This window comes from Bradyrhizobium sp. 62 (assembly GCF_023073035.1).
In the GTDB taxonomy this organism is placed as follows: Bacteria; Pseudomonadota; Alphaproteobacteria; order Rhizobiales; family Xanthobacteraceae; genus Bradyrhizobium.
Map to the genome: position 1 here is coordinate 179,215 of NZ_JADPIT010000032.1, position 12,704 is coordinate 191,918.

Sequence of the window (12,704 nt, forward strand, 5' to 3'; positions counted from 1 at the left end):
GAGGGATTACGGCAAAGCTGCGGTCTCGTCGGTTCCGCCGGTGTTACTACGGTGTTCCCGACGGGAAACTCTCTTCCCCGCGATTTGCGGGCATGGCGAATTGGGACGAGCGAGATGATGCGGTGGATGCTTGGCGCGGTGATTTCGCTGTCGGTGATCTCTCCGGCGCTTGCGGGCAATCTCGATGCAGCAGCGGTAAACGACGCTGCGCGTCCCGCAAAGCAACCTGCTAGCGACAAGCTCAACGCATCGATCGTGAAGCTTCAGATTCTGCTCGACCATGCGCGGTTCTCGCCCGGGGAGATCGACGGCAAGCTCGGCGAGAACGCGCACAAGGCGCTGAAGGCGTTCGCTGAGCAGAACGGCGTTGCATCCGACAAAACGACCGTACCGGAGCTTTGGGACAAGTTGAATGCAGCGAACGAAGGCCCTGTCCTCGTCGAATACAAGATCACGGACGCGGATGTGAAGGGCCCGTTTCTGAAGGAACTGCCCGGCAAGCTCGATGACATGAAGCAGCTGAAGGCGCTGAGCTACACCAGTCCGCTCGAAGGGCTTGCCGAGAAATTCCACATGAGCGGAGACCTGCTTCGGACGCTCAATCCCGGCAAGTCCTTCGACAAGGCTGGAGAGACGATTACAGTTGCGAATGTCTCTGCACGAAGCGAGCTGCCAGCCGTTGCGCGGCTCGAGATCGACAAGAAGAACGGCACGCTGAAAGCATTCGACGGGGGCGGCACCCTGATCGCATTCTATCCCGCGTCAATCGGAAGTCCGGATCGTCCGACGCCGAGCGGTACGCTCAAGGTCACCAGCACTCACGAGAATCCGGTCTATCACTACAATCCCGACTACAAGTTCAGAAGCGTCAAATCGAAAAAGCCGTTCGATGTTCAGCCGGGCCCGAACAATCCGGTGGGAGCATACTGGATCGGCTTGTCCGCTCAGGGTTACGGCATCCACGGAACGGCGGAGCCCGACAGGGTCAGCAAGTCCGCGTCGCATGGCTGCGTCAGGCTGACCAATTGGGACGTGCGCGCGCTGGGCGAGCACGTCAAGCGCGGCACACCGGTGGTCTTCCTGGATGCGCCGACGGACTCCTCGTCCGAGCAGCGGCGGAAGTCCGGCGGCAGGCGCGCCTCGAACTAGTCTTTAGGAAAGTCCTTGCGCATCGCGATCTCGGCGGCATCGCCGGGCGATAGCACGGTCTGGTCGAACGCTGCTTGCGGCCTCGTCATGATATCGTAGAGCGAGATGCCCTTGATCGGCTTGCCCATGAGCTCGCGGACGCAGTCGGCGAGTGTGCCGTTGTAGACGAGATAGGGCGGACCTCGATCCTTCTGCCTCTCGCCTTTCAGCGACGGCCACTGTTCAGTTCGGCCGGCGCGTCATAGGCGATCGGCGATTTCTCTTTAAGCATGCGCTTGGCCCCTGAAGGCGCGGATAGCCCAGAAGCCTAGAGCGGTCCGGTAAAACGCTTGTTAAAGAATTAGTTCAAATCAGCCGGCAACAAAGGCGAGCAGGGTGCCGTTCGCCTTGGCCGGCGGCACGCAGATCGCAGACCGGCTGCGCACCGCTGCCGAACCAAGCGCCTTCTCGGTGGCCGCGAGATCGCCGCTCACGAGCACCAGGGCAGCGCCACCGCGTTCGGAAAGACCCGCGAGCGGCACGCCGGGATAGCGTTTGCCGAGCTGCTCCAGCGTCAAGTAGACGAAGTCGGCCCGATCGCCACCGGAGGGTACGGTCACCGCGCCGTCAGCCTCGGCCTTCGGCTCGCGGTCGATCAGTCGTCCCAGATGCGCGGCTTCCTTCGCGGGCTCGGGCGTCGCGATCAATGTCTGCTTGATCCGCCTGGCCGCATTGGCGTGCTTCATCAGCTCGGGAATCCACACGGTGTCGCGCGTCTTGTGCTGGCAGGCGAAAATGCGCACGCCGCCGGGCGCTTCCGCGGTCGGCCACATGAAGGTACGGAATTTCGCCGCCGAGACCGTGCCGTCAGGCAGCGTCACGGGCCGTTCGAAATCGGTCGGGCCGATCGGCTCCAGGCCGCGCGCGCGGATCTCCTCCGCGCCGGCGGTGGAATCGACCGCGGTGAAGGCGATGCGCTCGATGCCTTCGCCGCGCTTGTCGAGGAAGGCACGCGCCGGCGCGTTGTGCTCGGTCGCCGCGAGCACGCCGAGCAGCTCCATGTAATCCGGGTCGAACATGATGGTGTAGTTGCCGGTGCCCATATGTGCGCTGTGAGTGCCGCGCGGCGAGATGGTGAAGCCGAGCTGCCGGTAGTTCTCGGCGGCTTTGTCGAGGTCCTGAACCATGACCACGGCGTGGTCGATACCGATGACGTTCTTGAGAGCCACTGTTCTTTCCCCGCACGCAAACTGACTGGACCGCCGCTGGCGGCCGCAGGTCCTGTCTACGCCGGATAGGCGGTCAAGTCATTTTCAAATCGGCGGAACATGCGGAAAATTCATTCGCGAAAGGCGATATCGACGCGCGATGGCGTCAGCGCGCCTGCTCGATATAGGCGGCGAGGATGGCGCGCTCCTCGCTGGTCATTTCGGTGATGTTGCCCGGCGGCATCGCATTGGACCAGGCGGCGACGCGGCCGATCAGGCGGATGTTGCGATGGATGTGCTCGGGCGCGTCGAGCAATATGCCCTTCGGCGCGGTCACGATGCCGGCCCAGACCGGCTCGGTCGCGTGGCACATGCTACAGCGGGACATCACGATCTCCTCGACATTGGCAAGCGTCGGCTGCGCCGACAGCGCGCTTGTCTTGACCTCGCGCGGGCCGGCCGCCGAGAGGAAGAGGATCGCGATCATGCCGACGGCTGCGACACCCCACACCCACCACGGCGATCGGCGTCCGGCATGACCCTCGTTGAAAAAATGACGGATCACGGGACCGAGCGCCAGGATGATGGCGACGATAATCCAGTTGAAGCGGGTGGCATAGAGCAGGGGATAGTGGTTGCTGATCATCAGCACGACGACAGGCAGCGTCAGATAATTGTTGTGAACCGAGCGCTCCTTGCTGGTCTTGCCGAGCTTTGAATCGGGCGCCTGCCCTGCGAGAAGGGCGGCTACGATCTTCTTCTGGTTCGGGATGATCAGCGTGAAGACGTTGGCGACCATGATGGTGCCGATGATCGCCCCGATCTGATTGAAGGCGCCGCGCCCGCTCAGCACGTGGGTGAAAGCATAGGTCAATGCGACCAGGAACAGATAGCCGCCGATGGCGAAGGGCAGCTCGCGCTGCGCGAGCCCGGTACGGCAGGCGCCTTCATAGAGCAGCCACGCCAGCGCGAGGCTGCAGAGGCTGAATAGGCCAGCCTGGAATGGCGTGAGGTCGAGGATCGACCTGTCGACCAGGAACAAATCGGCCTCGAGATAATACACCACCACCATCAGCGCGAAGCCGGACAGCCAGGTGGTGTAGGCCTCCCATTTGAACCAGGTCAGCTCGTCCGGCATCTGGGCGGGCGCGACCAGATATTTCATGATGCGGTAGAAGCCGCCGCCATGGACCTGCCAGGCCTCGCCCTGCACACCGTCCGGCAGATCGCGCCTGGGCTGAAGGCTCAAGTCGAGGGCGATGAAATAGAAGGAACTGCCGATCCAGGCGATCGCGGCGACCACGTGCAGCCAGCGGAGCAGCAGGCTCGCCCATTCCGATATGATGGATCCCCACATGATCACCCCAACAGATGCGACCCCAATGCCGCAGCCTTGATGACCGCAACCGGCGGCCACGCCCCTATAATGTGTCGCACCGATCAGCCGTATTTTCCAGTACGATGGGCTGCGGCTGATGCACATCGTGCGGGCATGAGCTGACGTGGGATTCGGCAGGCATTTGACCTGTCGCAGAACGCTTGCGTGTCGATCGGCGTTGATGCGCCAGACGTGACGGCCGGGAGGAAACGACGTGAGGAACAGGATTTCGTTCGTGGCGATGTGCGCGGGGTGGCTGGTCGCGGTCGTGAGCTGCGCCCAGGCGGAGCCGGTGCTGCAGGGCAAGGACGCCTACGGCGATTGGCAGGCCGACAAGCCTGGCACGGTCAGGTTGATCCGGCCGCAGGATCTGGTCAGGCCCGGCGCCACGCGGTCGGTTGCGAGTTCGTCGCGCGTGGTGCCGCGCCCGCCGGAGGGGGCGCTTCAGGTCCCGGCCGGCTTCAAGATCGAGCTGTTCGCAGAGGGCCTGCGCGCCCCGCGCATCGTGCGCGTGGCGCCGAACGGCGATGCCTTCGTCGCCGAGACGCGCGCGGGCAGCATCCGCGTTTTGCGCGCCGGCGATGGCGGCAAGGCCGCGACCAACGAGGTGTTCGCCAGCGGGCTGCGGCAGCCGTTCGGCATCGCCTTCTTCCCGAACGGCGACAATCCGCAATGGGTCTACGTCGCCAACACCGACAGCGTCGTCCGCTTTCCCTATCAGGCCGGCGATCTCAAGGCGCGGGGCAAGGCGGAGACGATTGTCGCGAGCCTGCCGCATGACGGCGGTCATTCCACCCGCGACGTCGTCTTCACGCCCGACAACAGGCGCATGCTGGTGTCGGTCGGCTCGCTCAGCAACGTCGCCGAGGGCATGGGCACGCCGCCGGGTGGGGTGGAAGCCTGGTCGAAAGCGCAGCCGCTCGGTGCGGCCTGGGCGAGCGAGACCGAGCGCGCCACGGTGCTCGCCTTCACCCCCGAGGGCAAGGAGCGGACGATCTACGCCACCGGCATCCGCAACTGTGTCGGTCTTGCGATCCAGCCGCAGACCGGGCTGCCCTGGTGCTCGACCAACGAGCGCGACGGGCTCGGCGACGATCTCGTGCCTGACTATGTGACGAGCGTGAAGGAGGGCGCGTTCTACGGCTGGCCATGGTTCTATATCGGCGGCAACGAAGACCCGCGCCACGCCGGCGCGCGGCCGGACCTCAAGGACAAGGTGACGGTGCCTGATGTGCTGGTGCAGCCGCACTCGGCCTCGCTCGGCATGACCTTCTATCTGGGCACGCAGTTTCCGTCCGAATACCAGGGCGATGCTTTCGCGGCCGAGCACGGCTCCTGGAACAGGTCGAAGCGCACCGGCTACAAGGTGATCCGAATCCGGATGAAGGATGGCAAGCCGACCGGCGAGTATGAGGATTTTGTCACGGGATTCGTGGTGAGCGATACCGAGGTATGGGGGCGGCCGGTCGGTGTCGCCGTGGCGAAGGACGGATCGCTGCTGGTGTCGGAGGACGGCAACGGGACGATCTGGCGGGTAAGCCGTTAGCGGGGCGCTTAACTAACCTGATCACTCTTCGATACCTCCCGGCAGAACATGTCGAACAGTGTCTCTTTGTCGATCGTTATTTCAAACGTCTTTATGGCAGCGTTGAGAGCTCCATAAGAACCGGAAACGCGAACGATCTCGTCTGATATTGGGCCTAGCTCACCCATCTTACTCATAGGTTTCATCACGACCCTATTCCACTGACCGCTTTTTACAGTTTGGCGCGCTGCTTCTAGTTGGTAGAGACCCGTCCGTCGAAAATCGAGCCCCGTCGGAAATGTGGCTACACCGAACTCGTCCTCAATGTGGATGATCAAATCGGGTGTAGTATAAAAGCCACCTGTACTTACGCCAAAACGAGGCAATACCCAGTCGGATGATGCTGGATGCCAATCTTGTTTTGCCAAGCGAAGGTACGGGGCTCTGACGGGGACACTGCCAACGTTCCGCAGCGCGAGCACCAGTTGGAGAGAATATTTTAAGTCTCCTGTACTTGAAGACATTCGAAGTCCGCAGGATATCTCAAGCAGACCCTCTCTCGTCGCGAACATTAGATCGCGGATCTCACCATGCTCCATAACGCGCGTCCCGTCGGACCCGCGTCGAAAATACTGATGATGAACGTTACTGTAATGAGGTCGACTAGCGGATTCTGGTACGTCGATTACGATAAACCCCTCGTCGATTTTGCCGCTAGTCTCCACAGCATGAGCTTCCAGCCCACTGTGCTGCGGCGAGAGCATTTCGGGAAGGGCGGAGCGAATTAGATTCGTTGTCCTTTGCAGTTGCTTAATTGGTCGCTTTGCACTTGCTACATCGACACCGTCCACGCGCTTCGTCTCGATGCCTATGATTAAAACGCCGCCTTCGGCATTCGAGAGACCCGTTACGGCGGCCGCAACTAGCTTTCGATCCTCACGTTTCAATTGGCCGCCATCGTGTGACAACGTTTTAAACTCAAGATGGAGCGTCTCTTCCTCGCGATCGACAATTACTTGATCGAAGTAGCTCGCCCCCTTCGATAAGATATCATGGCTACGGCTTTCCATCTGTACTCACCACCTTATGTCGCCGTATCCAACGATGACGCTCTATCGATAATGCCACTGCAGCCTACCCCCGCCTCACACTGGCTCCGCCATCCACCGGCAACGTCACACCCGTGATGAAATTCGCCTCGTCCGATGCCAGGAACAGCGCGGCATTCGCGACGTCCCACCCCGTTCCCATCTTCCTGCGCAGCGGCACCTTGCTGTCGCGTTCGGCTTCGACTTCGGCGCGGGTCTTGTGCCATTCGCGGGCGCGGGTGTCGACGGCCATCGGTGTGTTCATCAGGCCCGGCAGGATGACGTTGGCGCGGATGCCGTATTCGGCGTTCTGGTAGGCGAGCTGTTCGGTGAAGGCGATCATCGCCGACTTGGTCGCCTTGTAGGCGACGTAAGGATAGGTGGTGATCGCCGCCATCGAGGAGATGTTGATGATCGCGCCGCTGTTCTGCGTGCGCATGATCGGGATCACCTCTTTCGCCGCCCAAATGCAGCTCTTCAGATTGATGGCGACGACGCGGTCGAAGGCCACCTCGGTGATTTGCAGCAGCTCGGCGTCGCCGCCGGACAGGCTGACGCCGACATTGTTGTGCAGCACGTCGATCCGGCCCCAGCGCGCCTGCGCCTCCGCGACCATCGCCTTGATGTCGGCGGATTTTGTGACGTCGGCCCTGAACGCCGCGGCGGTGCCATGCTTCGCGACGATCATGGCGGCGGTTTCCTGCGCCGATTCCAGATAATGATCGACGCACAACACCTTGGCGCCCTCGCGCGCGAAGGTCAGCGCCGTCGCGCGGCCATTGCCCATGCCTTCGCCGGGGCTCTGCCCGGCGCCCACAACGATCGCAACCTTGTCCTTCAAGCGCATGTCATTTCACTCCCGGAATCGGGTACTGCTGGAGTACCTCTTTGTAATATGGCTCGTTGTCGATCTTCATGGTGGCGAGCACGCGCACGACACCGCAATAGAATGCGATGGTCAGCACGAGGTCGACCATGTGCTCGTCCGAGAGATGCTGCTTGATCTCGGCAAAGGTCGCATCCGACATCGCGAGGTCGCGCACCATCTCGCGGGCACCTTTCAGGATCGCCTTGGCCTGCGGCTCGAGCTTCGAGGGCCTGCCGTCGGTCTCCGCCATCAGGCCGGCGATGTCATCGTCGGTGACGCCGAACTCCTTGCCGATCTTCACGTGGTGAGTGAACTCGTATTCCGACTTCTCCATCCAACCGACCTGGAGGATCGCAAGCTCCCGCAGGCGCGGGTCGAGCTTGCTCTTGAAGCGGATGTAGCCGCCAATGCCGTTGAAGGCGCGCGCCATCTCCGGCGAGTTGACCAACAGCTTGTGCAAATTGGTGTTGCGCTTGAGCATGTCGCGATATTCGGGCGCGACCTGGTCGGCCTCGAGATAGGGCAGGCGGGCCATCCCTGATGTTCCTTTCAGTGTTCTTGTGATTCACGTTCGGGGGCTTGCAGCGTCACCCCGCCGTCCACCACCAGCACCTGTCCGGTGATATAGCGCGCAAAATTGCTGAGCAGGAATTTGACGGCATGGCCAACGTCCCAGCCGGTGCCTTCCGTTTTCAGCAAAGACGCCTTGGCCCGCTGGGCGCGCGCCTGTTCGCTCATGCCGCGGCCATAGACCATCGGCGTGTACATCGGCCCGGGGCAGATGCAATTGACGCGGATGTTGTCGCGGCCGTGATCGACCGCCATTGCGCGGGTCAGGCCGATGATCGCGGCTTTCGAGGTCGAATAGGTCGTCAGGCCGCGCGGCCGCAGCGCCGAGATCGAGGAGATGTTGACGATCGCGCCGCCCCGCGCGGTCTTGATCATGGCAGGGATCGCGTGCTTGGAGAGCAGGAACATGCTCTCGACATTGACCTGCATGACGCGGCGATATTGCTCGGGCGCTTCGTCGACCACGCTGCCGCGGCTGCCGATGCCGACATTGTTGTCGAGGAAATCGAGCCGGCCCCAGCGGTCGAGCGCGGCTTCGACCAGCGTCCTGCAATCGCTCTCGCTGGTGACGTCGCCGCCATGCGCCGCGGCCGTGCCGCCTTCGGCTGCAATCATCTCCGCGGTGCGTTCGGCAAGCTTGAGGTCGCGATCGGCCACCAGCACTTTGGCGCCGGCGCGAGCCAGTAGAATTGCGGCGGCGCGGCCGTTGCCGATGCCGTCGCCGGCAGCGCCGCCGCCGCTGACCAGCGCCACCTTGCCGGCGAGACCGGGATCGTCCTCGGGCCCCTGCATGTCGTTTCATCCTGATTATTTTTCGTGCACTCTAGCAATCGCCCCGAGCGGAGAGAAGGGCCGGGCTCCCGCTTTCATGTCATTGACATCGCATGGAATTGCATGCCGCCGCACGAGAAGGGCGAACGATCGACCCGCGCCGTTAGGAACCGACCTCACGAGATCGCGTTTGTTGCGGAGCCTTTCCCGCGCTAGGCTCTGTCCCGGGGCTTCCCAACCGCCAGTGGCTTGCCGATGAATCTGCTCGATCCACAAGGGCCTGTGGCTGCGGCCAACAGCACCATCCTGGTCGATTCCGTCTTCATCATGCTCGCGATCGTGGTGCCGACCATCATCGCCATCCTGGCCTTTGCATTCTGGTTTCGCGCCTCGAATCCCAAAGCAAAGTTTCAGCCCGACTTCGTCTATTCCGGGCGGGTGGAGATGGTGGTGTGGGCGATCCCCGCGCTCACCGTGATCCTGCTCGGCGGCGTCGCCTGGATCGGCTCGCACCAGCTCGATCCCGCGGCACCCGTGCCCGGCACCGGCAGCCCGGTTCGCATTCAGGCCGTCTCGCTCGATTGGAAATGGCTCTTCATCTATCCGGACCAGCGCATCGCCACCGTCAATACGCTGACGGTGCCGGCAGGCGCCGAGCTGAATTTCCAGCTGACGTCCTCGAGCGTGATGAACACCTTCTTCATCCCGCAACTCGGCAGCATGATCTACACCATGAACGGCATGGTGACGAAGCTGAACCTGCGCGCCGACAATGAGGGCAAGCTCCAGGGGTTGTCGGCACATTTCTCCGGCGACGGGTTTCCGGACATGATGTTCGACGTCAACGTGGTCTCGCCGCTCGCCTTTCCGGATTGGGTGGCGACCACGGCGAAGAGCGATGCTGTCCTCAATGAGGACAGCTACAAGAAGTTGATGCAGCAGGGCATCGAAAAGGGCAGGCCGACCTACCGGCTGGATGACCCCAGGCTGTTTGATCTGATCGCGACCCAGCACATTCCGCCGGGACCGGGTCCGGAGCTCGCATCCGAGGCCGGTCGGTCGCACAGTGGAGGCCATGATGCTCGGTAAGCTCGATTGGTCGGCCATTCCGTTCGATCAACCCATCCCCCTGATCGCGGGCGCCGTGGTGCTGATTGGGATTCTCGCCGTGCTGGCCTGGGTCGTGGTGAAGGGGCATCTGCCGTATCTCTGGCACGAGTGGATCACCAGCGTCGACCACAAGCGGATCGGCGTGATGTACATCCTGCTGGCCTCGGTGATGCTGCTGCGCGGCGGCAGCGACGCCATCATGATGCGGATCCAGCAGGCGGTGGCCTACCAGTCGCAAGGCTATCTGCCGCCGGAGCACTACAATCAGATATTCTCCGCGCACGGCACCATCATGATCTTCTTCGTGGCGATGCCGTTCGTGATCGGACTGATGAATCTCATCGTGCCGCTCCAGCTTGGCGTACGAGATGTCGCTTTCCCGACGCTCAATTCGGTCGGCTTCTGGCTGACCGCGACCGGTGCGCTGCTGGTCAATCTCTCGCTCGTGATCGGCGAGTTCGCCCGGACCGGCTGGCTCGCGTTTCCGCCGCTGTCGGAGCTGTCCTACTCGCCGGGCGTCGGCGTCGATTATTACGCGTGGTCGCTGCAGATCTCCGGCGTCGGCACGTTGGTTGCCGGCATCAATCTCGTGACGACAGTGCTGAAGCTGCGCACCAAGGGCATGAACTATCTGCGCATGCCGATGTTCTGCTGGACCACGCTGGCCTCGAACCTCCTGATCGTCGCGGCTTTCCCGATTTTGACCGCCACGCTCGCGATGCTGCTGCTCGATCGCTATCTCGGCTTCCACTTCTTCACCAATGAGGCCGGCGGCAATGTCATGATGTTCATGAATCTGATCTGGGCCTGGGGACATCCCGAGGTCTACATCCTGGTGCTGCCGGCCTTCGGCATCTTCTCCGAGGTGGTCTCGACCTTCTCCGGCAAGGCGCTGTTTGGCTATCGCTCGATGGTGCTGGCGACCATGGCGATCTGCGTCATCTCCTTCATGGTCTGGCTGCATCACTTCTTCACGATGGGAGCGGGCCCCGACGTCAACGCTATCTTCGGCATTGCCAGCATGATCATCGCGATACCGACCGGGGTGAAGATCTACAACTGGCTGTTCACGATGTATGGCGGCCGCATCCGCTTCGAGACGCCGATGCTGTGGTCGATAGGCTTCATGGTCACCTTCATCATCGGCGGATTGACGGGCGTGCTGGTCGCGGTGCCGCCGGCCGATTTCATCCTCCACAACAGCATGTTCCTGGTCGCGCACTTCCACAACGTCATCATCGGCGGCGTGCTGTTCGGAGCCTTCGCCGGCTTTGAGTACTGGTTCCCAAAGGCGTTCGGCTTTCGCCTCAACGACCGCTGGGGCAAGCTCGCGTTCTGGTTCACTTTCCTCGGCTTCTACGTCACCTTCATCCCGCTCTACGTCGCCGGCATGCTCGGCATGACACGGCGCATGCAGCACTATGACGTCGCGGCGTGGCGGCCATGGATGCTGGTTGCAGCCGTCGGCATGGCCGTGCTGACGATTGGCGTGATCTGCCAGATCGTGCAGCTCGTGGTCAGCATCCGCAACCGCGAAGCCCTGCGCGACCGCACCGGTGATCCCTGGGACGGCCGTTCGCTGGAATGGGCGACGTCGTCGCCGCCGCCGGTTTTCAACTTCGCTTTCAACCCCGATGTGCGCGGCGAGGATGCCTACTGGGATCTGAAGACCCATGCCAAGCAGCAATCCCTCGATCATGATGCGCCCGAGTATCATGACATCGAGATGCCCAGGAACTCGCCGACCGGGTTCGTCTGCGCGTTCTTCGCCACGGTCATGGGCTTTGCGCTGATCTGGCACATCTGGTGGATGGTGATCTTGGGCGGTATCGGAGCGTTCGCGACATTCGTCGTGTTCGCCTGGCGCGACCATGACGAATACGTCATTCCGGCCGAGGAGGTCGCGGCGATAGACCGCGTCAACCTCGAGGAGCGGCGTAGCCTCGTCAGCATGGCAGGGACAGTCTGATGTCAATGACCGCGACCGCCGGCCGTGCGCACGCCGATCCCCATCACATCGGGCTCGTCATCGAGCATCCCGGCCCGGCGCCGAAGCGCATCGTGACCGCCTATGGCTTCTGGGTCTTCCTGCTCTCCGACATCGTGATGTTCTCCTGCTTCTTTGCGGCCTATGCGGTGCTGGCCGACCAGACCGCCGGCGGCCCGAAGGGTTCGGAGATATTCGAGCAGCGGAACGTCGCGATCGAGACTGTCTGCCTGCTGCTGTCGAGTTTCACGTGCGGCATGGCGAGCATCGCAGCCGATGTGCGCAACCGGTTCTGGTTCTATCTCGGGATGGCGGTGACATGTTTGCTCGGCCTCATCTTTCTCGTCATTGAGTTTCGCGAATTTGCTGATCTCGTTGCCCGCGGCTATGGCCCATCGCGCAGCGCTTTCCTGACCTCGTTCTTCTCGCTGGTCGGCTGCCACGGCCTCCACGTCTCGGCCGGCATATTGTGGCTGCTCACCATGATGGCCCAGGTCTTCGCAAAGGGTTTTCGTGCCGACGTGCTGCGCCGGATGATGTGCTTCGCGCTGTTCTGGCATGCGCTTGACATCGTCTGGGTCGGAGTCTTCTCCGTTGTCTATTTGCTTGGGAGTGGCGTATGAGCGATCAGACGCATATGCCGGCCGGCCATGACCTTGCGCCGGGCGATGAGGAGCAACACAGTGTCGGCACGCGCATCCTCGGTTACGTGGTCGGTCTTGTTCTGGCGCTGCTGCTGACGGCGACCTCGTTCTTCATCGCCGGCACGGATCTGGTCTGGCAGCCTTCGATTCCCGTCGCGCTGATCGTGCTGGCGATCGCGCAGATGGGCGTGCACCTCGTGTTCTTCCTGCACATCACCACCGGCCCCGACAACACCAACAACGTGCTGGCGCTGGCTTTCGGACTGTTGGTGGTCTTCCTGGTGGTCGGTGGCACTGTCTGGATCATGGCGCATCTGAATGCGAACATGCCGGCCATGGATCAGATCATGCCGATGCGCCGCTAAGGGCGCACAAAAAAGAAGAGCCGCTTGTTGTGACAAGCGGCCCAAGTCTAGGGAGGAAACGC

General features: G+C 62.3%; 13 protein-coding genes. 6 read left to right on the forward strand and 7 right to left on the reverse strand.

Annotated features, from left to right (window positions below):
• Positions 1 to 114 precede the first annotated feature (114 nt).
• Entirely contained in the window at positions 115 to 1,149 is a 1,035-nt protein-coding gene (locus IVB47_RS30270; protein WP_247466945.1) for a L,D-transpeptidase, read from the forward strand.
• On the opposite strand, the gene IVB47_RS35460 is transcribed toward IVB47_RS30270, so the two are convergent.
• The 3 genes from IVB47_RS35460 to IVB47_RS30280 form a co-directional block, all read right to left on the reverse strand.
• On the reverse strand, positions 1,146 to 1,277 hold the full coding sequence (locus tag IVB47_RS35460; RefSeq protein ID WP_256467936.1) for a hypothetical protein: 132 nt from the start codon (positions 1,275 to 1,277) through the stop codon (positions 1,146 to 1,148). The genes IVB47_RS30270 and IVB47_RS35460 overlap by 4 nt on opposite strands.
• Before the next feature lie 222 nt (positions 1,278 to 1,499).
• Complete coding sequence (locus IVB47_RS30275) at positions 1,500 to 2,357, reverse strand: VOC family protein (protein WP_247466949.1); 858 nt, start codon at positions 2,355 to 2,357, stop codon at positions 1,500 to 1,502.
• Positions 2,358 to 2,502: 145 nt separating this feature from the next.
• On the reverse strand, positions 2,503 to 3,693 hold the full coding sequence (locus IVB47_RS30280) for a urate hydroxylase PuuD (RefSeq protein WP_247466952.1): 1,191 nt from the start codon (positions 3,691 to 3,693) through the stop codon (positions 2,503 to 2,505).
• A gap of 235 nt (positions 3,694 to 3,928) precedes the next feature.
• On the opposite strand from IVB47_RS30280, the gene IVB47_RS30285 reads away from it, so the two are divergent.
• Positions 3,929 to 5,260: a sorbosone dehydrogenase family protein gene (locus tag IVB47_RS30285; protein WP_247466956.1), complete on the forward strand. Its 1,332-nt coding sequence runs from the start codon at positions 3,929 to 3,931 to the stop codon at positions 5,258 to 5,260.
• Positions 5,261 to 5,268: 8 nt separating this feature from the next.
• On the opposite strand, the gene IVB47_RS30290 is transcribed toward IVB47_RS30285, so the two are convergent.
• From IVB47_RS30290 to IVB47_RS30305, 4 genes are all read right to left on the reverse strand, one after another.
• Positions 5,269 to 6,309 (reverse strand): ATP-binding protein, encoded by a 1,041-nt coding sequence (locus IVB47_RS30290; RefSeq protein ID WP_247466960.1) that lies wholly within the window; start codon positions 6,307 to 6,309, stop codon positions 5,269 to 5,271.
• A gap of 64 nt (positions 6,310 to 6,373) precedes the next feature.
• Positions 6,374 to 7,174 (reverse strand): SDR family oxidoreductase, encoded by an 801-nt coding sequence (locus IVB47_RS30295; protein WP_247466963.1) that lies wholly within the window; start codon positions 7,172 to 7,174, stop codon positions 6,374 to 6,376.
• A gap of 1 nt (position 7,175) precedes the next feature.
• Positions 7,176 to 7,730: a carboxymuconolactone decarboxylase family protein gene (locus IVB47_RS30300; RefSeq protein WP_247466965.1), complete on the reverse strand. Its 555-nt coding sequence runs from the start codon at positions 7,728 to 7,730 to the stop codon at positions 7,176 to 7,178.
• Between the two features lie 14 nt (positions 7,731 to 7,744).
• Complete coding sequence (locus IVB47_RS30305) at positions 7,745 to 8,557, reverse strand: SDR family oxidoreductase (RefSeq protein ID WP_247466968.1); 813 nt, start codon at positions 8,555 to 8,557, stop codon at positions 7,745 to 7,747.
• Positions 8,558 to 8,791: 234 nt separating this feature from the next.
• Here IVB47_RS30305 and IVB47_RS30310 point away from each other — a divergent pair, with 234 nt between their 5' ends.
• Genes IVB47_RS30310 through cyoD form a run of 4 tightly spaced genes read left to right on the forward strand, consistent with a single transcriptional unit; the run spans position 8,792 to position 12,642 of the window.
• Positions 8,792 to 9,625 carry a ubiquinol oxidase subunit II gene (locus IVB47_RS30310; RefSeq protein ID WP_027568765.1) on the forward strand — a complete coding sequence of 278 codons (834 nt, stop codon included), beginning with the start codon at positions 8,792 to 8,794 and terminating at the stop codon, positions 9,623 to 9,625.
• Positions 9,615 to 11,615: a cytochrome o ubiquinol oxidase subunit I gene (gene cyoB / locus IVB47_RS30315; protein ID WP_247468128.1), complete on the forward strand. Its 2,001-nt coding sequence runs from the start codon at positions 9,615 to 9,617 to the stop codon at positions 11,613 to 11,615. Before IVB47_RS30310 ends, cyoB begins: the two co-directional genes overlap by 11 nt.
• On the forward strand, positions 11,615 to 12,256 hold the full coding sequence (locus tag IVB47_RS30320) for a cytochrome (ubi)quinol oxidase subunit III (protein WP_027568767.1): 642 nt from the start codon (positions 11,615 to 11,617) through the stop codon (positions 12,254 to 12,256). The genes cyoB and IVB47_RS30320 overlap by 1 nt, the downstream gene beginning before the upstream one ends.
• Complete coding sequence (gene cyoD, locus IVB47_RS30325; RefSeq protein ID WP_018457172.1) at positions 12,253 to 12,642, forward strand: cytochrome o ubiquinol oxidase subunit IV; 390 nt, start codon at positions 12,253 to 12,255, stop codon at positions 12,640 to 12,642. Before IVB47_RS30320 ends, cyoD begins: the two co-directional genes overlap by 4 nt.
• The last annotated feature ends 62 nt before the right edge of the window (positions 12,643 to 12,704 follow it).